General features: G+C 52.3%; 18 protein-coding genes. 7 read left to right on the top strand and 11 right to left on the bottom strand.

The features are described 5' to 3' along the window. The first annotated feature begins 244 nt into the window (after window positions 1–244). From nagE to chiQ, 4 genes are all read left to right on the top strand, one after another. Window positions 245–2,191 carry a PTS N-acetyl glucosamine transporter subunit IIABC gene (gene nagE / locus A9180_RS11635; protein WP_064528944.1) on the top strand — a complete coding sequence of 649 codons (1,947 nt, stop codon included), beginning with the start codon at window positions 245–247 and terminating at the stop codon, window positions 2,189–2,191. 230 nt (window positions 2,192–2,421) lie between these two features. Next, complete coding sequence (glnS, locus tag A9180_RS11630) at window positions 2,422–4,086, top strand: glutamine--tRNA ligase (protein WP_064528943.1); 1,665 nt, start codon at window positions 2,422–2,424, stop codon at window positions 4,084–4,086. Window positions 4,087–4,533: 447 nt separating this feature from the next. After that, window positions 4,534–5,940: a chitoporin ChiP gene (chiP, locus tag A9180_RS11625; RefSeq protein WP_064528942.1), complete on the top strand. Its 1,407-nt coding sequence runs from the start codon at window positions 4,534–4,536 to the stop codon at window positions 5,938–5,940. Window positions 5,941–5,989: 49 nt separating this feature from the next. Next, the gene (gene chiQ / locus A9180_RS11620) at window positions 5,990–6,322 is read left to right on the top strand and encodes a ChiQ/YbfN family lipoprotein (RefSeq protein ID WP_064528941.1); all 333 of its coding nucleotides are present in this window, start codon (window positions 5,990–5,992) and stop codon (window positions 6,320–6,322) included. A gap of 265 nt (window positions 6,323–6,587) precedes the next feature. Here chiQ and fur read toward each other — a convergent pair whose 3' ends face one another. The 5 genes from fur to ybfF form a co-directional block, all read right to left on the bottom strand. Further along, on the bottom strand, window positions 6,588–7,034 hold the full coding sequence (fur, locus tag A9180_RS11615; RefSeq protein WP_000131706.1) for a ferric iron uptake transcriptional regulator: 447 nt from the start codon (window positions 7,032–7,034) through the stop codon (window positions 6,588–6,590). Then, window positions 7,027–7,113, bottom strand: a complete 87-nt coding sequence (uof, locus tag A9180_RS11610) for a fur leader peptide (protein WP_010380762.1) — start codon at window positions 7,111–7,113, stop codon at window positions 7,027–7,029. Before uof ends, fur begins: the two co-directional genes overlap by 8 nt. A 209-nt stretch (window positions 7,114–7,322) precedes the next feature. Continuing rightward, entirely contained in the window at window positions 7,323–7,853 is a 531-nt protein-coding gene (fldA, locus tag A9180_RS11600) for a flavodoxin FldA (protein ID WP_010346538.1), read from the bottom strand. 139 nt (window positions 7,854–7,992) lie between these two features. After that, complete coding sequence (ybfE, locus tag A9180_RS11595) at window positions 7,993–8,286, bottom strand: LexA regulated protein (protein ID WP_064528940.1); 294 nt, start codon at window positions 8,284–8,286, stop codon at window positions 7,993–7,995. Window positions 8,287–8,425: 139 nt separating this feature from the next. Next, entirely contained in the window at window positions 8,426–9,190 is a 765-nt protein-coding gene (ybfF, locus tag A9180_RS11590; RefSeq protein WP_064528939.1) for an esterase, read from the bottom strand. Window positions 9,191–9,374: 184 nt separating this feature from the next. Here ybfF and seqA point away from each other — a divergent pair, with 184 nt between their 5' ends. Further along, complete coding sequence (seqA, locus tag A9180_RS11585) at window positions 9,375–9,920, top strand: replication initiation negative regulator SeqA (protein WP_001515978.1); 546 nt, start codon at window positions 9,375–9,377, stop codon at window positions 9,918–9,920. A 28-nt stretch (window positions 9,921–9,948) separates the two neighbouring features. Then, window positions 9,949–11,589 carry a phosphoglucomutase (alpha-D-glucose-1,6-bisphosphate-dependent) gene (gene pgm / locus A9180_RS11580; RefSeq protein WP_064528938.1) on the top strand — a complete coding sequence of 547 codons (1,641 nt, stop codon included), beginning with the start codon at window positions 9,949–9,951 and terminating at the stop codon, window positions 11,587–11,589. Between the two features lie 175 nt (window positions 11,590–11,764). On the opposite strand, the gene kdpE is transcribed toward pgm, so the two are convergent. The 6 genes from kdpE to kdpF are packed head-to-tail and all read right to left on the bottom strand — an operon-like array spanning window position 11,765 to window position 19,530. Continuing rightward, window positions 11,765–12,442 (bottom strand): two-component system response regulator KdpE, encoded by a 678-nt coding sequence (kdpE, locus tag A9180_RS11570; RefSeq protein ID WP_000186069.1) that lies wholly within the window; start codon window positions 12,440–12,442, stop codon window positions 11,765–11,767. After that, window positions 12,439–15,123, bottom strand: a complete 2,685-nt coding sequence (kdpD, locus tag A9180_RS11565; protein WP_064528937.1) for a two-component system sensor histidine kinase KdpD — start codon at window positions 15,121–15,123, stop codon at window positions 12,439–12,441. Before kdpD ends, kdpE begins: the two co-directional genes overlap by 4 nt. Then, entirely contained in the window at window positions 15,116–15,688 is a 573-nt protein-coding gene (gene kdpC / locus A9180_RS11560; RefSeq protein ID WP_064528936.1) for a K(+)-transporting ATPase subunit C, read from the bottom strand. The genes kdpD and kdpC overlap by 8 nt, the downstream gene beginning before the upstream one ends. Before the next feature lie 8 nt (window positions 15,689–15,696). After that, the gene (gene kdpB, locus A9180_RS11555; RefSeq protein WP_064528935.1) at window positions 15,697–17,745 is read right to left on the bottom strand and encodes a potassium-transporting ATPase subunit KdpB; all 2,049 of its coding nucleotides are present in this window, start codon (window positions 17,743–17,745) and stop codon (window positions 15,697–15,699) included. A 22-nt stretch (window positions 17,746–17,767) separates the two neighbouring features. After that, on the bottom strand, window positions 17,768–19,441 hold the full coding sequence (gene kdpA / locus A9180_RS11550) for a potassium-transporting ATPase subunit KdpA (protein WP_064528934.1): 1,674 nt from the start codon (window positions 19,439–19,441) through the stop codon (window positions 17,768–17,770). Further along, window positions 19,441–19,530, bottom strand: coding sequence for a K(+)-transporting ATPase subunit F (kdpF, locus tag A9180_RS11545; protein WP_064528933.1), 90 nt, complete (start codon window positions 19,528–19,530; stop codon window positions 19,441–19,443). The genes kdpA and kdpF overlap by 1 nt, the downstream gene beginning before the upstream one ends. 314 nt (window positions 19,531–19,844) lie before the next feature. On the opposite strand from kdpF, the gene A9180_RS11540 reads away from it, so the two are divergent. Further along, window positions 19,845–20,051 carry a YbfA family protein gene (locus A9180_RS11540; protein ID WP_000424791.1) on the top strand — a complete coding sequence of 69 codons (207 nt, stop codon included), beginning with the start codon at window positions 19,845–19,847 and terminating at the stop codon, window positions 20,049–20,051. Window positions 20,052–20,162 lie beyond the last annotated feature (111 nt).

Here is a 20,162-nt window from a genome sequence, read left to right as displayed (position 1 = left end):
CCTGATTTTTTGAATGATAAAATAAGTTTTCTGGTTTAGCCAGTCAAAGGGAGTGGTGATAACGATATTTGGTGACAAAACTCACAAAAAGCACGCTTTTAATTTGCGATACGAATTAAATTTTCACAAACTCTGTAACAGATGATCTAATAATCTGATTACAGAGCATTGGGCAGTACAATGTGCAGCAAAATAAAAATACGGCTTTAAACGAGCCAAATAGGGGTTTCGTAGGGGGAATAAGATGAATATTTTAGGTTTTTTCCAGCGACTAGGTAGGGCGTTACAGCTCCCTATCGCGGTGCTGCCGGTGGCGGCGCTGTTGCTGCGATTCGGTCAGCCAGATTTACTTAACGTTGCGTTTATTGCCCAGGCAGGCGGCGCGATTTTTGATAACCTCGCATTAATCTTCGCCATCGGCGTGGCATCCAGCTGGTCCAAAGACAGTGCAGGCGCAGCGGCGCTGGCGGGTGCGGTTGGTTACTTTGTGTTAACTAAAGCGATGGTGACCATCAACCCAGAAATTAACATGGGTGTTCTGGCAGGTATCATTACCGGTCTGGTCGGTGGTGCAGTCTATAACCGTTGGTCCGATATTAAACTGCCTGACTTCCTGAGTTTCTTCGGCGGAAAACGTTTTGTACCTATTGCCACTGGTTTCTTCTGTCTGGTGCTGGCGGCCATTTTTGGTTACGTCTGGCCACCGGTGCAGCACGCTATTCATGCAGGTGGCGAATGGATCGTTTCTGCGGGCGCGCTGGGTTCTGGTATCTTCGGCTTCATCAACCGTCTGCTGATCCCAACCGGTTTGCATCAGGTACTGAACACCATCGCCTGGTTCCAGATTGGTGAATTCACCAACTCGGCGGGTACGGTTTTCCATGGTGACATCAACCGCTTCTATGCCGGTGACGGTACTGCGGGGATGTTCATGTCCGGCTTCTTCCCGATCATGATGTTCGGTCTGCCAGGTGCGGCGTTGGCGATGTACTTCGCTGCACCGAAAGAGCGTCGCCCGATGGTTGGCGGGATGCTGCTTTCTGTGGCAATCACCGCGTTCCTGACCGGTGTGACTGAGCCGCTGGAATTCCTGTTCATGTTCCTTGCTCCGTTGCTGTACCTCCTGCACGCACTGCTGACGGGTATCAGCCTGTTTGTGGCAACGTTGCTGGGGATCCACGCGGGTTTCTCCTTCTCTGCGGGCGCTATCGACTATGCGTTGATGTATAACCTGCCGGCAGCCAGCCAGAACGTCTGGATGCTGCTGGTGATGGGCGTTATCTTCTTCGTTATCTACTTCGTGGTGTTCAGTGCAGTTATCCGCATGTTCAACCTGAAAACGCCAGGTCGTGAAGATAAAGATGACGAGATCGTTACTGAAGAAGCTAACAGCAACACTGAAGAAGGTCTGACTCAACTGGCGACCAACTATATTGCTGCGGTTGGCGGTAGTGACAACCTGAAAGCGATTGATGCCTGCATTACTCGTCTGCGCTTGACTGTGGCTGACTCAGCTCGCGTCAACGATGCAATGTGTAAACGTCTGGGTGCCTCTGGTGTGGTGAAACTGAACAAGCAGACCATCCAGGTGATTGTTGGTGCAAAAGCAGAATCCATCGGCGATGCGATGAAGAAAGTCGTTGCTCGTGGCCCGGTAGCTGCTGCTTCTGCTGAAGCTGCACCGACAACTGCCACTCCGGTAGCGAAACCACAGGCTGTATCAAATGCAGTGTCTATTGTTGAACTAGTATCACCAATTACCGGCGATGTTGTGGCGCTGGATCAGGTGCCAGACGAAGCATTCGCCAGCAAAGCGGTGGGTGACGGTGTGGCGGTGAAACCGACGGATAAAATCGTTGTGTCGCCAGCCGCAGGGACTATCGTGAAAATCTTCAACACCAACCACGCGTTCTGTCTGGAAACCGAAAAAGGTGCAGAGATCGTAGTCCACATGGGTATCGACACCGTGGCGCTGGAAGGTAAAGGCTTTAAACGCCTGGTGGAAGAGGGCGCGCAGGTGAGTGCAGGGCAACCGATTCTGGAAATGGATCTGGATTACCTGAACGCTAACGCCCGTTCGATGATTAGCCCGGTGGTTTGCAGCAATATCGATGATTTCAGCGGCCTTATCATTAAAGCTCAGGGTCATGTTGTGGCGGGGCAAACGCCGCTGTATGAAATCAAAAAGTAATCTGCTTCATGCCTGATGCCTCTTATCAGGCCTGTAGGTTGGATAAGACGCGTTAAGTGTCGCATCCAACAATGACAAGCGGTGGAGATCTTCTCTGCCGCTTTTTTTTTCATCAATCATCCCCATAATCTCTGTTAGATTATCAATTTTAAAAAACTAACAGTTGTCAGCCTGTCCCGCTTATAAGATCATACGCCGTTATACGTTGTTTACGCTTTGAGGAATCCACGATGAGTGAGGCAGAAGCCCGCCCGACTAACTTTATTCGTCAGATCATCGATGAAGATCTGGCCAGTGGTAAGCACACCACAGTACACACCCGTTTCCCGCCGGAGCCGAATGGCTATCTGCATATTGGCCATGCGAAATCTATCTGCCTGAACTTCGGGATCGCCCAGGACTATAAAGGCCAGTGCAACCTGCGTTTCGACGACACTAACCCGGTAAAAGAAGATATCGAGTACGTCGAGTCGATCAAAAACGATGTTGAGTGGTTAGGTTTTCACTGGTCTGGTAACGTCCGTTACTCCTCGGATTATTTTGATCAACTCCACGCCTATGCTGTTGAACTGATCAATAAAGGCCTGGCGTATGTCGATGAGCTGACGCCGGAACAGATCCGCGAATATCGTGGCACCCTGACTCAGCCGGGTAAAAACAGCCCGTACCGCGATCGTAGCGTTGAAGAGAACCTGGCGCTGTTCGAAAAAATGCGTGCCGGTGGTTTTGAAGAAGGTAAAGCCTGCCTGCGCGCGAAAATCGACATGGCTTCGCCGTTTATCGTGATGCGCGATCCGGTGCTGTACCGCATTAAGTTTGCTGAACACCATCAGACCGGCAACAAGTGGTGCATCTACCCGATGTACGACTTCACCCACTGCATCAGCGATGCCCTGGAAGGCATTACGCACTCTCTGTGTACGCTGGAGTTCCAGGACAACCGTCGTCTGTACGACTGGGTACTGGACAACATCACCATTCCTGTTCATCCGCGCCAGTACGAATTCTCGCGCCTGAATCTGGAATACACCGTGATGTCCAAGCGTAAGCTGAACCAGCTGGTCACCGACAAGCACGTAGAAGGTTGGGATGATCCGCGTATGCCGACCATTTCGGGTCTGCGTCGTCGCGGTTACACCGCGGCTTCTATTCGTGAGTTCTGTAAACGCATTGGCGTGACCAAGCAGGACAACACCATTGAGATGGCGTCGCTGGAATCCTGCATCCGTGAAGATCTCAACGAGAACGCACCGCGCGCAATGGCAGTTATCGATCCAGTGAAACTGGTTATCGAAAACTATCAGGGCGAAGGCGAAATGGTCACCATGCCGAATCATCCGAACAAACCAGAAATGGGCAGCCGTCAGGTGCCGTTTAGCGGTGAGATTTGGATCGATCGCGCCGATTTCCGCGAAGAAGCCAACAAGCAGTACAAGCGTCTGGTGCTGGGTAAAGAAGTGCGCCTGCGTAATGCTTACGTGATTAAAGCGGAACGCGTGGAGAAAGATGCCGAAGGCAATATCACCACCATCTTCTGTACTTATGATGCCGACACTTTAAGCAAAGATCCGGCAGATGGTCGTAAAGTCAAAGGCGTTATTCACTGGGTAAGCGCGGCACATGCGCTGCCGGTTGAAATCCGCCTGTACGATCGTCTGTTCAGCGTGCCGAATCCAGGCGCTGCGGATGATTTCCTGTCGGTGATTAACCAGGATTCTCTGGTCATCAAACAGGGCTTTGCTGAACCGTCTCTGAAAGATGCGGTGGCAGGTAAAGCATTCCAGTTTGAGCGTGAAGGCTACTTCTGCCTCGACAGCCGCCATTCCACAGCGGAAAAACCGGTATTTAACCGCACTGTTGGTCTGCGTGATACCTGGGCGAAGGTTGGCGAGTAATTTTAAGTTTCGCCAGGCCGGATGTGGCGTTTACGCCGCATCCGGCAAGAAACATGCAAACAATCCCAAACGCCGCGCTCTGCGGCGTTTTTTCTGCTTATCATCGCGAATTAATTCCACATCGTAATTTATCCATAAAAAAAATTTAAAATCACAAATCATAATTAATTAAAATGTAACCGCTTTCATCTTACTGGAAAGCCACATATTTTTTCTTCTACATGCTCTCCTGGTTCACACTTAAAGCTTGTAACAAAAATCATCAAAATATGTGCGGTTGCTCATGTTCTTACATTCTCGTTACAGAAAGAGATTGATAATTCGCGTCGCGAAAAATAGTCTGTTCCTGTAGTCAGCGAGACTTTTCTCAACGCTACTTTTTTAATTTTTATTTTTTTCGCTGTTCACCTTTGGTGCAGCAATTTATACGTCAAAGAGGATTAACCCATGCGTACGTTTAGTGGCAAACGTAGTACGCTGGCGCTGGCTATCGCCGGTGTTACAGCAATGTCGGGCTTTATGGCAATGCCGGAGGCTCGCGCCGAAGGATTCATCGACGATTCAACCTTAACCGGCGGTATCTATTACTGGCAGCGTGAACGTGACCGTAAAGATGTTACCGACGGGGACAAATACAAAACCAACCTTTCTCACTCCACCTGGAACGCCAACCTCGATTTTCAGTCTGGTTATGCTGCTGATATGTTCGGGCTCGATATTGCCGCGTTTACGGCGATTGAAATGGCAGAAAACGGCGACAGCTCACACCCGAACGAAATCGCGTTTTCGAAAAGTAATAAAGCCTATGACGAAGACTGGTCCGGCGACAAAAGCGGTATAAGCCTGTATAAAGCAGCGGCCAAATTTAAATACGGCCCGGTGTGGGCGAGGGCAGGTTACATTCAGCCAACGGGTCAAACGCTGTTAGCGCCGCACTGGAGCTTTATGCCGGGTACCTATCAGGGCGCAGAAGCCGGTGCCAATTTTGATTACGGCGATGCCGGAGCGTTGAGTTTTTCCTACATGTGGACCAACGAATACAAAGCGCCGTGGCATCTGGAAATGGATGAGTTTTATCAGAACGATAAAACCACCAAAGTTGATTATCTGCACTCCCTCGGCGCGAAATACAACTTCAAAAATAACTTCGTGCTGGAAGCGGCATTTGGTCAGGCTGAAGGTTATATCGATCAGTATTTTGCCAAAGCCAGCTACAAATTTGATATCGCCGGTAGCCCGTTAACCACCAGCTACCAATTCTACGGTACGCGCGACAAAGTTGACGATCGCAGCGTCAACGATCTTTACGACGGCACCGCCTGGTTGCAGGCGTTGACCTTTGGCTACCGGGCTGCTGACGTGGTGGACTTGCGCCTGGAAGGCACCTGGGTGAAAGCCGATGGGCAGCAGGGATACTTCCTGCAACGTATGACCCCAACTTACGCCTCTTCAAACGGTCGCCTGGATATCTGGTGGGATAACCGCTCTGACTTTAACGCCAACGGCGAAAAAGCGGTCTTCTTTGGTGCGATGTATGATCTGAAAAACTGGAATCTTCCCGGCTTCGCCATCGGCGCTTCTTATGTTTATGCGTGGGATGCGAAACCTGCAACCTGGCAGAGCAGTCCGGATGCGTATTATGACAAGAACCGGACTATCGAAGAGTCTGCTTACAGTCTGGATGCGGTCTACACCATTCAGGATGGTCGCGCTAAAGGCACGATGTTCAAACTGCACTTCACCGAATACGACAATCACTCCGATATCCCAAGCTGGGGCGGCGGTTACGGCAACATATTCCAGGATGAGCGTGACGTGAAATTTATGGTTATCGCTCCGTTCACCATTTTCTGATGCCAGACGCGGCAGGTTTTTTGCCTGCCGCACGTTTGAGGAATTCGCTATGAAAAAACTGATTCTCATCGCCATGATGGCATCGGGTCTGGTGGCTTGTGCGCAATCAACCGCGCCACAGGAAGATAGCCGCCTGAAAGAGGCGTACAGCGCCTGTATCAACACCGCACAAGGCTCGCCAGAAAAAATTGAAGCCTGCCAGAGTGTGTTAAATGAGCTGAAGAAAGAGAAACAGCATCAGCAGTTTGCCAACCAGGAAAGTGTACGCGTGCTGGATTATCAGGAGTGCCTACGCGCGACGCAAACTGGCAACGACCAGGCGGTGAAAGCCGATTGTGATAAGGTCTGGCAGGAAATTCGCAGTAATAACGCTACACAGTAAAGAAAAAAACGCAGACTGTAACTCTCGCTTTTCTTATTTCCTTTGTATAAAAAAGCCAACCCGCAGGTTGGCTTGAGACTTATGGTAAATGCTAAATTGCCTGATGCGCTGCGCTTATCAGGCCTACCTTTTCGTGCAATATATTGAATTTGAGAGGATTTGTAGGCTGGATAAGGCGTTCACGCCGCATCCGGCACGAACAAATCGCACTATGCCAATAATAAAAAGCCAACCCGCAGGTTGGCTTTTTCTCATTCAGGCTGACTTATTTGCCTTCGTGCGCGTGCTCATCTTCGCGGCAATCGCCTTCGGCGCAGTGACCGTAGAGATAAAGACTGTGGTTAGTCAGGCGAATGCCATGCTTCGCGGCGATTTCACGCTGACGCGCTTCGATAGATTCATCACTAAATTCAATAACCTTTCCGCAGTCGAGGCAGATCAGGTGATCGTGGTGATGTTGTTGGGTCAGTTCAAATACGGATTTACCGCCTTCAAAATTGTGGCGGGTGACGATACCGGCGTCGTCAAACTGGTTCAGTACGCGATATACCGTAGCCAGACCAATTTCTTCACCCATATCGATCAGTCGTTTGTATAAATCTTCCGCACTGACGTGATGGTTGTCCGGCTCCTGAAGAACTTCCAAGATTTTTAAACGTGGAAGCGTCACTTTCAGGCCAGCTTTCTTTAGGGCGGTATTGTTATCAGTCATGCGGAATCTGTCCTGTTACTAAGCGGTTCACTTCATTAAAAGAAGTGACAGAATTTGCTCTTGAGATAATGCGTATCATTATAGATTTGCCACGCCTAAATGAAAACCACAAGTCCCTGGCAAATATTGTTAATAAAAACGTGGCATAGCTTACATTTACGTTGGCAAGGCCACTTGAATACCGGGACATTGTACAGGCACACCGGCAAAAGTTACAAATTTGTAGCAATTATTTTGATTGGCATTATCTATTAATACGGCGTAGACATGAGTCTACACCGCAGTACATCAGGCATTGATAATTTCGTCGAGATGCAGTTCTTCAGAAATTTGTTTTACCCATTTTTCTACACGCTCGGCGGTCAGTTCTGGCTGACGGTCTTCGTCGATAGCCAGGCCGACAAAATGGTCATCATCCGCCAGACCTTTTGATGCTTCGAAATGGTAGCCCGCAGTTGGCCAGTGACCGACGATGGTCGCGCCGCGCGGTTCAATGATGTCACGAATGGTGCCTAAGGCGTCGCAGAAATATTCTGCGTAATCTTCCTGGTCGCCACAGCCAAACAGTGCAACCAGTTTACCATTGAAATCAATTTCTTCGAGAGTCGGGAAGAAGTCGTCCCAGTCACACTGTGCTTCGCCATAGTACCAGGTTGGGATGCCCAGCAGCAGAATGTCATAAGCTTCCAGATCTTCTTTGCTGCTTTTTGCAATGTCATGGACATCGGCAACGTCTTTACCAAGCTGTTTTTGAATCATTTTTGCGATATTTTCGGTATTACCGGTGTCGCTGCCGAAAAAGATGCCAGTGATAGCCATGAGTGAAATAACCTCTTGAAACTTATTGAAATGGGGGTGGCAAATTGCCCACGGATAAAGGCAATCATAGCAGAACAGGCAGTCTTGCGGAATCAGCAAACGAGCAGGACTGCACACTGTGCTACACGAAAGTGGATAATTAAACGATGCCCTGATTACGCAGCGCCGCCAGTTGCTGCATCAATATCTCTTCGATCAGTTCGCTACGGCTCATATTACGTGACTCCGCCAGCTCGTTCAGCGCCTCGACAGCTTCCGCATTCAGCTTCAGTTCGACACGCTTAAGGCCACGTACTTTGTCGCGTTTTAGCTGATTGCGTTTATTAATACGCAGCTGTTCATCGCGCGAAAGCGGATTGGTTTTCGGTCGTCCCGGTCGACGCTCGTGCGCGAACAGATCTAATGTCGTACGGTCCGTTTGTTCTTTGGCCATGATCTTGGTGACTTCGGGGGAAACAATCAGCCAGGCGCCTGCCCGGATGGATAGCCCGCCATAATACAACAGCGTGAGGAATCTCGCCAACGCCCACGCGCGGAATGCCGCGCGGACGCTGGGTTTTTAATCAGTTGCGTTAATCATTAAGATAGCGACGGATAGCCCGCAGCACAGCATCTGGTTTTTCTGCGTGTACCCAATGACCCGCGCCTGCAATAACATGCGCTCGTGCTTGCGGGAATTGCGCCAGCAAATCATCACGATACTGTTCAGTAACATACGGGGAATTGCCGCCAGGAATAAACAGAGCTGGGTGGTTCCATGCCGGAATTTTCTCCCAGCCAACAATATGTGGATACTGATCCCATAATACTGGCACGTTAAAACGCCACTCACCGTCAACAAAAGATTTCAGCAGGAATTGAATCACGCCCTCTTCATTAATATATTGGCGCATCACAGCAGCGGCCTGTTGGCGCGTTTGCGCGTCGGAGCCACTGACCGCGTTGATAGCTGCGAAAATTTCATCATGACGGCGTACGTGATAATCCACCGGCGCGATATCGATCGCTACCAGTTTCTCGATGCGGTCGGGCGCCAACGCGGTCAGTGCCATCACAGCTTTACCACCCATTGAATGACCAATAAATGTCGCCTTATCGATCTGCAGCGCATCCAGAGTATCAACAAGATCCTGGGCCATCGCCGGGTAATTCATGTGCGGATCTCGAGGCGAAAGTCCGTGGTTACGCATATCAACCTGGATGATATTGTGATCGTTTACCAGGTCGCGCGCCAGCACGCCGAGATTGTCAAGGCTGCCAAACAACCCGTGGACGAGGACGATGGGAGAATTATTATGCTGATTTTGTGCAGATTGCGCGCGGATATTCAATTTCATGGCAAAGTTCTTTTTTTCGTGTAGTTGGGTTAGGGTATTATGTTGACCATTGTGCCACAGGGCTGCAATAAATAAGGTTTAATCCGATTTTTTCTGCACGCCAGGCTTGACGCTATCCGCTGCCGGGATTTATTCATATACTCCCGGCGACTTGTATTCAGCTAAGACACCGCACTGGATTAAGATGAAAACGATTGAAGTTGATGATGAACTCTACAGCTATATTGCCAGCCACACTAAGCATATCGGCGAGAGCGCATCCGACATTTTACGGCGTATGTTGAAATTTTCCGCCGCATCACAGCCTGCTGCTCCGGTGACGAAAGAGGTTCGCATTGCGTCGCCTGCTATCGTCGAAGCGAAGCCGATCAAAACGATTAAAGACAAAGTACGCGCAATGCGTGAACTTCTGCTTTCCGATGAATACGCAGAGCAGAAGCGCGCGGTCAACCGCTTTATGCTGTTGTTGTCTACACTATATTCTCTTGACGCCCAGGCGTTTGCCGAGGCAACGGAATCGTTGCACGGCCGCACGCGCGTTTACTTTGCAGCAGATGAACAGACGCTGCTGAAAAATGGTAATCAGACCAAGCCGAAGCATGTGCCAGGCACGCCGTATTGGGTGATCACCAACACTAACACTGGCCGTAAATGCAGCATGATTGAACACATCATGCAGTCGATGCAATTCCCGGCGGAATTGATTGAAAAGGTTTGCGGGACAATTTAAAACAACGTTGCAGATAAAGGACAAAGCAATGGCAATCCACAATCGTGCAGGTCAACCTGCACAGCAGAGTGATTTGATAAACGTCGCCCAACTGACGGCGCAATATTATGTACTGAAACCAGAAGCAGGGAATGCGGAGCACGCGGTGAAATTCGGTACTTCCGGTCACCGTGGCAGTGCAGCGCGCCATAGCTTTAACGAGCCGCACATTCTGGCTATTGCTCAGGCGATTGCCGAAGAACGGGCGAAAAACGGCATCACTGGCCCTTGCTATGTGGGTAAAGATACTCACGCCCTGTCCGAACCTGCGTTTATTTCTGTACTGGAAGTGCTGGCAGCGAACGGGGTAGACGTTATTGTGCAGGAAAACAATGGCTTCACTCCGACGCCTGCCGTCTCTAACGCCATTCTGGTTCACAATAAAAAAGGTGGGCCGCTGGCCGATGGTATCGTGATTACGCCGTCCCATAACCCGCCGGAAGATGGTGGTATCAAATACAACCCGCCAAATGGCGGCCCGGCTGATACCAACGTCACCAAAGTGGTGGAAGACAGAGCTAACGCACTGCTGACCGATGGCCTGAAAGGCGTGAAGCGTATCTCCCTCGACGAAGCGATGGCATCCGGTCATGTGAAAGAGCAAGATCTGGTGCAACCGTTCGTAGAAGGTCTGGCGGATATCGTCGATATGGCGGCGATTCAGAAAGCGGGCCTGACGTTGGGAGTCGATCCGCTGGGCGGTTCAGGTATCGAATACTGGAAGCGCATTGGCGAGTATTACAACCTCAACCTGACCATCGTTAACGATCAGGTCGATCAAACGTTCCGCTTTATGCACCTTGATAAAGACGGTGCGATCCGTATGGACTGCTCCTCCGAGTGTGCGATGGCGGGCCTGCTGGCACTGCGTGATAAGTTCGACCTGGCGTTTGCTAACGACCCGGATTATGACCGTCACGGTATCGTCACTCCAGCAGGTTTGATGAATCCGAACCACTACCTGGCGGTGGCAATCAACTACCTGTTCCAGCATCGTCCGCAGTGGGGCAAAGATGTTGCCGTCGGTAAAACGCTGGTTTCTTCTGCGATGATTGACCGCGTGGTCAATGACTTGGGCCGCAAGCTGGTAGAAGTCCCGGTAGGTTTCAAATGGTTTGTTGATGGTCTGTTCGACGGCAGCTTTGGCTTTGGCGGCGAAGAGAGCGCGGGCGCGTCGTTCCTGCGTTTCGACGGTACGCCGTGGTCAACCGATAAAGACGGCATCATCATGTGTCTGCTGGCGGCGGAAATCACCGCTGTCACCGGTAAGAACCCGCAGGAACACTACAACGAACTGGCAAAACGCTTTGGTGCGCCGAGCTACAACCGTTTGCAGGCAGCCGCGACTTCTGCACAAAAAGCGGCACTGTCTAAGCTGTCTCCAGAAATGGTGAGCGCCAGCACTCTGGCAGGCGACCCGATCACCGCGCGCCTGACCGCAGCGCCTGGCAACGGTGCTTCTATCGGCGGCCTGAAAGTGATGACCGACAACGGCTGGTTCGCCGCGCGTCCGTCAGGCACGGAAGACGCATACAAGATTTATTGCGAAAGCTTCCTTGGTGAGGAACATCGCAAGCAGATCGAGAAAGAAGCGGTTGAGATTGTTAGCGAAGTTCTGAAAAACGCGTAATCACAGAAAGTAATAAAAAAGGGCGGTCGGAAGATCGCCCTTTTTACTTATAACAAACACATAACTGCCTGATGCGCTACGCTTACCAGGCCTACGAAGATAGTGCAATATATTGAATTTGCGAGATTTTGTAAGCCGGATAAGGCATTTTCGCCGCATCCGGCAATTCAGCCCCCTAAAGCATAAACCGATACCCAATCCCGGTTTCGGTAATAAAATGGCGAGGACGAGCCGGATCTTGTTCCAGTTTTTGACGCAGATGCCCCATATAAATACGCAAATAGTGACTGTGTTCGACCGCGTTTGGTCCCCACACCTGGTTGAGTAACTGGCGCTGGGTGAGTACTTTTCCGGCGTTGTTGAGCAGCACGGCCAGCAGACGGAATTCTATCGGCGTTAAATGCACTTCTTCTTCGCCACGGTGAATCACCCGGGCGGCTAAATCGACGGTCACATCGGAAAATTTCACCACCGGATCGGGCGCGGCGGTAGCAGAGTGGCGACGTAAGGCGACGCGCAGACGGGCCTGCAATTCGCCAATACCAAACGGCTTACTTAGGTAATCATCAGCTCCGGCATCCAGCGCGGCGATTTTGTCGCTCTCTTCACTACGTGCGGAAAGCACAATCACCGGCACTGCGCTCCACTGACGCAGGTCGCGGATAAACTCAATCCCATCGCCATCGGGCAAGCCGAGATCGAGAATAATCAAATCTGGTTTGCGGGTCGCCGCTTCCAGCAAACCGCGTTGCAGCGTTTCGGCCTCAAAGACGCGCATACCGTCGCCCTCCAGCGCTGTGCGCAGAAAGCGACGAATAGCCTGTTCATCTTCAACAATCAGAACGTTTGTCACATATCCTCATGAAATTCTTCAAGTTCAGGGGCGTTTTGCTGGGGAAGTGTAACACGAAAACAGGCGCCACCTTCCGGTCGGTTGAACGCAGTAATCGTGCCACCGTGTATTTCTACAATCGCCCGACAAATTGCCAGCCCAAGCCCGACGCCCGGTACTGCCGATTCCTTATTCCCTCTGGCAAACTTATCGAAAATAGTTTGCTCTTTGCCATGTGGAATTCCGGGGCCGTTATCCCAGACATCCAGTTGAAGTTTCTCGTCCTCTACATGGGCATCGATACCAATTTCAGCCTGCGCGCCGGCGTATTTCACCGCGTTCTCCAGCAGATTAATCAGTACCCGTTCAAACAATGGCCCGTCAACGTGGATTAAGGTCAGCTGTTCTGGCAGCGAAAGGTTGATAGGCGATGATAATCCCGGCTCCAGCATTTGCAGCGCACTACCGACCACTTCTTCCAGCGTTAACCACTCTTTCTTCAAATTAAAGCCGCCGGACTGAATTCGCGCCATATCGAGCAAATTATTCACCAGTCGGGTGGTATTCAGCACATGCTGGCGAATTTCGCTGGCCTGGCGAGCGTGCGGAGAACCTTCGCTCGCCAGATCGAGCGTTAAAATTTCTGCCTGACCAAACAGCACGGTAAGCGGAGTGCGTAAATCATGTGAAAGCGCCGCCAGCAGAGCGTTGCGGAGCTGTTCCCGTTCGCTGGCCATCCGCGCCTGTTCTTCGCTGGCGGTCAGCGCTAGGCGTTCCAGAGCATTGGCAACTAACAGCGTAAACGTCTCCAGCAGGCGCTGCTGTTCCGGAATCATCAACTGGCGCAAATTCCCCGGTTCTACCACCACCAGACCGTAGGTTTTCTCACCGCTTTTTAACGGCAAAATCTGGTACGGCACGCCGGGTAAGGTGTCGGTGCCAGCACCAGCCGGTTGGCCTTTGTCAAAACTCCAGCGAGCGATAGCATCGTCCCACGGCGTCATCCCCTGCGGATGCGTTAGCGGTAGTAATATACCGTTGTCATCAGGCAGCAACACCTGGCTGCGGGCATGAAAAGTAGAAGCAATAAACTGTTCACTGGTGGCGGCGATATCTTGCGGACTACGGCCCACCGCCAGCGTTTTTGACATTTCATATAAGTGTCGCGTGCGTTGCTCGCGGTAACGGGCTACCCGTGCCTGATAACGCACGCCAGCGGTGAGATTGCCGATCACCAGCCCGACGGTTAGCATCACCGAGAAAGTCAGCAGATATTGCACATCAGAGACGGCGAGCGTACCGCGTGGGGCGATAAAAAAGAGATCGAAACTCACCACGTTAATGACCGTGGCGACCACCGAAGGCCAGCGTCCATAAAACAGCGCCACCACCACGACACCAAGCAGATACAGCATCACCAGGTTTGCGGCATCAAACGCCATCAGCCACTGCATGGCAATTAAGGTGATAACGGCACATAACGCGGCGGCAACCATGCATCCCTGAATCTGTACGCGCCACTTATCTTTAAAAGAGCGGCTATCCGGCGCGTTATTAATGGTGCGAGCGGGTGGTTCATCAAGCGCGACCAGTACCTGATCGAGATCGGGGGCGATACGTGCCAGTCGGTCAGCAAAAGTTTCCCGACGCCACCAGCGGCGCGAGGCCGGGCGACCGAGAATAATCTTGCCGAGATTATGTTCACGGGCATAACGGACAACCGCTTTTTCTTCCGCCGGCTCAGAAAGCGTTGCCGTCTCTGCGCCTAACTCCTGCGCCAGACGCAAGGCGCTGAGAATTGCCCGGCGTTTTTTCTCCGGTAAGCGGTGCAGGGCAGGGGTTTCAACATATATCGCGTGCCAGATGCTCCCCAACCGTGACGCCAGCCGCGCCGCCGCGCGGACCAGTTTTTCGCTGCCGGTATTATGCCCGATGCATAAAAGGATCGCGTCTCGCGTGTGCCAGACTTTCTCTTCGCCAGGATGTCCCCGCCAGGCACGCATTTGTTCATCTACGCGATCGGCAGTACGGCGCAGCGCCAGCTCGCGCAGGGCGATCAGATTGCCTTTGCGGAAAAAATGCTCAATGGCGCGTTCCGCTTGCCCGGCAATGTAGACTTTGCCTTCTTTCAGCCTTTGACGCAGATCGTCCGGGGGCAGGTCCACCAGTACTACGTCGTCGGCGGCATCGAAAAAAGGATCGGGCACGGTTTCCCGCACCTGAATTCCGGTGACGCCGCTGACCACATCGTTCAGGCTTTCCAGATGCTGAACGTTGACGGTAGTGAAAACATCAATGCCAGCTTCCAGCAGCTCTTCAATGTCCTGCCAGCGTTTAGGATGACGGGAACCTGGCGCATTACTGTGCGCCAGTTCGTCCATTAAGATCAGTGCCGGACGGCGGGCGAGGGCGGCATCGAGATCAAACTCGCTGATATGCCGCCCACGATACGCCAGGCGTTTCAGTGGTAGAACAGCCAGACCTTCCAGCATTGCGGCGGTATCTTTCCGACCGTGGGTTTCTACCACGCCAACCACAATATCCAGCCCTTGCGCCCGCAGCCGCTGGGCTTCTGCCAGCATCGCCCAGGTCTTTCCGACGCCAGCACAGGCACCGAAGAAAACTTTTAGCTTTCCCCGATGCGGCGCGGCAGTTTGTTCCAGCAGACGATCGGGGTCGGGACGTAAGGGTTCGTTATTCATCAAGCTTATCCAGCGCCAGGTTGAGTTCGACAATGTTGACGACCGGCTGGCCGATATATTTCACCAGCGGTTGTTGGCTGTATTTTGCGACCAGTTGCGTGAGCTGTTCAACGCTGAGATTACGCGCTTTCGCCACGCGTGGGATCTGCCAGGCCGCTGCTTGCGGGGTAATGTTATTGTCCAGCCCGCTTGCCGACGCCGTCACCAGTTCAACCGGAACGCTCGTGCTGGCGTCCGGGTTAGCTGCCCGTAATGCAGCAACGCGTGCAGCTATTTGTTTATCCAGCTCCGGATTACTGACTGCCAGATTGCTCCCGCCAGAAGCCTGTGGATTATAGGGCATTTCTGCCGTTGCCGACGGGCGGCCATGAAAATAGCCGTTGCCGGTAAAATTCTGCCCGATTAACGCCGAGCCGCGCACCGTATCACCTTCACGAATCAATGAACCATTGGCCTGCCAGGGAAACCACCATTGCCCCAGCGCGGTGGTCAGCAGCGGGTACACACCGCCGGTAATCAGTAACAGAAAGAGAAATGTCGATAATGCCGGACGTAATCCACTCATGGTAATCCTCACACCAGACCGCAAACGGTCAGCAGTAAATCAATCACTTTGATACCGATAAACGGCACCAGCAGCCCACCCAGACCGTAAATCCATAAGTTACGGCGCAACATGGCAGAAGCCGTTAGCGGTTTATAACTCACGCCTTTTAACGCCAGGGGAATCAAAAAGACGATAATCAAGGCGTTGAAAATCACCGCACTGAGAATGGCGGAGTCGGGCGAATGCAGGCGCATGATGTTCAGCGCATTTAACTGCGGATACGTTGCCGCGAACGCCGCCGGAATAATGGCGAAGTATTTCGCCACATCATTGGCGATACTGAAGGTGGTGAGTGAGCCACGGGTCATCAACATTTGTTTGCCAATGTGCACCACCTCGATCAACTTGGTCGGGTTGGAGTCGAGATCCACCATATTGCCTGCTTCTTTCGCCGCCTGAGTGCCGGAGTTCATCGCTACCGCGACATCGGCCTGCGCCAGCGCCGGAGCATCGTTAGTGCCGTCGCCGGTCATCGCCACTAAACGGCCTTCCGCCTGATACTGACGAATCAACGCCAGCTTGGCCTCCGGTGTCGCTTCGGCGAGGAAATCATCGACGCCCGCTTCCGCAGCAATCGCGGCGGCTGTCAGACGGTTATCGCCGGTAATCATCACCGTTTTAATGCCCATTTTGCGCAGCTGGGCGAAGCGCTCCTTAATGCCGCCTTTGACGATATCTTTCAGCGCAATAACGCCCAGTACGCGGGAACCTTCTACTACTACCAGTGGCGTGGCCCCCTGACGCGCAACCTGATCGACTTTTTGATCAACATCGGCAGGGAAGTGACCACCGTTAACTTCAACGTGGCGGCGAATGGCATCGACAGAACCTTTACGGATCATACGGTTGTCGATATTGATCCCGCTCATTCGACTTTGCGCAGTAAATGGCACAAAGGTGGCATGGAGCGACTGCACATCGCGCTCGCGCAGGTTAAAACGCTGCTTTGCGAGGATCACAATGCTGCGGCCTTCCGGCGTTTCATCGGCCAGCGAAGCCAGCTGCGCGGCGTCGGCCAGCGTTTTTTCCTCTACGCCCTGCGCGGGGATAAACTCCGATGCCTGACGGTTACCTAGCGTGATGGTGCCGGTTTTATCCAGCAGCAGAACGTCAACGTCACCCGCCGCTTCAACTGCACGCCCGCTGGTGGCAATTACATTCGCGCCCAGCATTCGACTCATCCCGGCGACGCCGATCGCCGACAACAGGCCGCCGATGGTGGTAGGGATCAGGCAGACCAGCAGCGCCACCAGTACCGTCACGCTGACCGCGTTGCCGCCCCAGGCGGTAAATGGCCACAGCGTTGCGGTTGCCAGTAAAAAGACGACGGTCAGGGCAACCAGCAGGATGGTCAGGGCAATCTCGTTCGGTGTTTTGCGTCGCTGTGCGCCTTCCACCATCGCGATCATCCGATCCAGAAATGTCTCGCCAGGGTTAACGCTGCACTCAATCACCAGCCAGTCAGAAAGAATACGTGTACCGCCAGTGACGGAGGCAAAATCGCCGCCGGATTCACGAATAACCGGTGCCGATTCCCCGGTGATGGCGCTCTCATCGACCGATGCGCCACCTTCAATAACTTCACCATCGCAGGGGATAATATCGCCTGCTTCTACCAGCACGATGTCGCCTTTACGCAGTTGATCGGCAGGAACTTTGTCTGCCGCAGCGCCATATTTCGGCTCGCGCAGCTTGCGGGCAAAGGCGGTTTTTTTCACCCCTTTCAGACTGTTGGCCTGTGCTTTACTGCGGCCTTCTGCCAGCGCCTCGGCGAAATTAGCGAACAGTACGGTGACCCACAGCCAGCCGCTAATTGCCGCACTAAACAGCGCATTGCCAGGCATCGCGCCGCTCGCTATCGCGATGCTAATAAAGGTAGTCAGCAGACTGCCGATCCAGACGATAAACATCACCGGATTGCGCCATTGCGCCTGCGGATTTAATTTTTTCACCGCTTCTTTTAGCGCCTGAACGACAAGTGTTGGTTCGAATAGCGCCAGTTGTTTACGACTCATATTCAGTACTCACTCAATATCATCAGGAGAGATATTCAGCCACCGGACCAAGCGCCAGGGCAGGGATAAAGGTCAGTGCGCCAACCAGCAACACGGTGCCGATTAACAGGCCAACAAACAGCGGGCCGTGCGTTGGCAGTGTGCCGGAGCTGGCGGGTTGGCTCTTTTTACTCACCAGCGAACCGGCAATCGCCATTACCGGGATAATCACCCCGAAGCGCCCGACAAACATGCACAACGCCAGCAAACAGTTCCAGAACGGAGAGTTAGCGTTTAATCCGGCAAAGGCGCTGCCGTTGTTGTTAGCGGCGGACGACACGGCGTACAGCACTTCGCTAAAACCGTGCGGGCCAGGGTTGAGCATGGCGCTACGTCCGGCGTCGGTCATCATCGCCAGCGCCGCGCCCATCAACACCAGCATTGGAGTGACCAGAATCGCCAGCGCGGTCAGTTTCATCTCGCGCACGTCGATTTTTTTACCCAGATATTCCGGTGTGCGACCAATCATCAGTCCGGCAATAAACACCGCCAGCAGGACGAACAGCATCATGCCGTAAAGACCAGAACCGACACCGCCGAATACCACTTCACCAATCTGCATCAGCCACATTGGCACCATGCCGCCGAGAGCGGTAAACGAATCATGCATCGCAATCACCGCGCCGCAGGAAGCCGCCGTAGTCACGACTGCAAACAGGCTGCTGACCAGCACGCCAAAACGGCTCTCTTTACCTTCCATATTGATGCTACTGTCCGCGCCGAGCGTCAGCAGATGTGGATTACCCTGAACTTCTGCCCACATCACCACGGCCACACAGATGACAAAAATGACCGACATCGCCCATAGAAACATGCGTCCCTGACGACGATCGCCTGCCACTTCGCCAAAGGCAAAGCACAGTGCCGTTGGGATCAAGAAGATCGCCAGCATTTGCACGAAGTTGGTCAGTGCGGTCGGGTTTTCAAACGGATGCGATGAGTTGGCATTAAAGAAGCCACCGCCGTTAGTACCGAGCATCTTGATCGCTTCCTGAGAAGCCACCGGACCCATTGGTAACAGTTGTTGTGCTCCTTCGACGGTCGTCACCGCCTGATAGGGCAGAAAGTTTTGCAGCGCACCTTGTTGAATAAAAAACAGGGCGATCAACAACGCCACAGGGGCTAACACCCATAACGTAATGCGTAGCAGATCGACCCAGGCATTGCCGAGCGTGCACATGCTCTGGCGGGTAAATGCGCGGATGAGGGCAAAAATCACCGCAATCCCGCTGGCGGCAGAAAGAAAGTTTTGCACCGTTAAGCCCGCCATCTGGCTGAAATAGCTCAACGTCGTTTCACCGCTGTAAGCTTGCCAGTTGGTATTGGTGACAAAGCTGACGGCAGTATTGAGCGCCAGATCCCACGACAGCCCCGGCAACTGCTGCGGATTAAGCGGCAGATAGTGCTGACCGAGTAACATAAAAAACAGCACCGCCAGCCCCAACATATTCAGACAGAGAATGGCAGAGAGATATTGCTTCCAGTTCATCTCTCGGTCAGAGACGCCAAGTACACGAAAGAGTACGTGCTCAACGCCCGCCGTACCGGGAAGAGGAATGTCATTAATAAGCCGTGCCAGCCCGTTGCCTAAAGGGCGCGCCAGCACCATTAGCACCAGTAAAAACGTGGCGATCAGTAAGAACCCTTGCGCAGCCATCAGAACGTCTCCGCATTGATCAGGGCATAAACCAGATAACCCAGTAATAAAAACACCAGCAACACGCCGGCTATCACGCCTGCACTCACAGTGCACCTCCAGTGGCCTAAAAGTGATACCGGAAGGGTAGAATTCTGGCTGCAAAGATTTCGCAAAAATCTGCGGATGGGGTGTAAAAAAAGTATAAAAATGGCAAAAGCCATAATCTAACTAATGGTTAGTATTGTTTTAACTTTTTTGTAACTTAATTACGCGGTGAATGTAAATAAACCATCAATAAGCAAAAATAAGTGGTCGGATGAGTGGTAAAATTACACAAAAGGCGGTACTATTTTCATCAGATAAACATATTCATTTTGCCGGTGCCATTCACCGGGTAGATACAAGAAAGGGGGAGAAAAGTATGGAACTCTATAAAGAATATCCTGCATGGCTTATCTTTTTACGCCGTACTTATGCGGTTGCTGCGGGCGTTCTGGCGCTGCCTTTCATGCTTTTCTGGAAAGACCGCGCCCGCTTTTACAGCTACCTGCACCGCGTCTGGTCGAAAACCAGCGATAAACCGGTGTGGATGGATCAGGCCGAAAAGGCAACCGGTGATTTTTATTGATTGCTGAATCTTGAATACATTGAAAACCGCCAGCGGAAACGCTGGCGGTTTTTTTGTATCAGGAAGACGTTCAGATAAATATTTATACACTGCATTACCCAACTGAAATAT

The sequence above is a fragment of the Escherichia sp. B1147 genome (assembly GCF_001660175.1).
GTDB classification, from domain to species: domain Bacteria; phylum Pseudomonadota; class Gammaproteobacteria; order Enterobacterales; family Enterobacteriaceae; genus Escherichia; species Escherichia whittamii.
This window is presented reverse-complemented; position numbering and strand designations above follow the sequence as displayed.

Bases quoted from the DNA above. Each gene is read 5' to 3' on its own strand.
- nagE (WP_064528944.1), top strand. From the start codon at position 245: ATGAATATTTTAGGTTTTTTCCAGCGACTAGGTAGGGCGTTACAGCTC.
- glnS (WP_064528943.1), top strand. From the start codon at position 2,422: ATGAGTGAGGCAGAAGCCCGCCCGACTAACTTTATTCGTCAGATCATC.
- chiP (WP_064528942.1), top strand. From the start codon at position 4,534: ATGCGTACGTTTAGTGGCAAACGTAGTACGCTGGCGCTGGCTATCGCC.
- chiQ (WP_064528941.1), top strand. From the start codon at position 5,990: ATGAAAAAACTGATTCTCATCGCCATGATGGCATCGGGTCTGGTGGCT.
- fur (WP_000131706.1), bottom strand. From the start codon at position 7,034: ATGACTGATAACAATACCGCCCTAAAGAAAGCTGGCCTGAAAGTGACG.
- uof (WP_010380762.1), bottom strand. From the start codon at position 7,113: ATGATACGCATTATCTCAAGAGCAAATTCTGTCACTTCTTTTAATGAA.
- fldA (WP_010346538.1), bottom strand. From the start codon at position 7,853: ATGGCTATCACTGGCATCTTTTTCGGCAGCGACACCGGTAATACCGAA.
- ybfE (WP_064528940.1), bottom strand. From the start codon at position 8,286: ATGGCCAAAGAACAAACGGACCGTACGACATTAGATCTGTTCGCGCAC.
- ybfF (WP_064528939.1), bottom strand. From the start codon at position 9,190: ATGAAATTGAATATCCGCGCGCAATCTGCACAAAATCAGCATAATAAT.
- seqA (WP_001515978.1), top strand. From the start codon at position 9,375: ATGAAAACGATTGAAGTTGATGATGAACTCTACAGCTATATTGCCAGC.
- pgm (WP_064528938.1), top strand. From the start codon at position 9,949: ATGGCAATCCACAATCGTGCAGGTCAACCTGCACAGCAGAGTGATTTG.
- kdpD (WP_064528937.1), bottom strand. From the start codon at position 15,123: ATGAATAACGAACCCTTACGTCCCGACCCCGATCGTCTGCTGGAACAA.
- kdpC (WP_064528936.1), bottom strand. From the start codon at position 15,688: ATGAGTGGATTACGTCCGGCATTATCGACATTTCTCTTTCTGTTACTG.
- kdpB (WP_064528935.1), bottom strand. From the start codon at position 17,745: ATGAGTCGTAAACAACTGGCGCTATTCGAACCAACACTTGTCGTTCAG.
- kdpA (WP_064528934.1), bottom strand. From the start codon at position 19,441: ATGGCTGCGCAAGGGTTCTTACTGATCGCCACGTTTTTACTGGTGCTA.
- A9180_RS11540 (WP_000424791.1), top strand. From the start codon at position 19,845: ATGGAACTCTATAAAGAATATCCTGCATGGCTTATCTTTTTACGCCGT.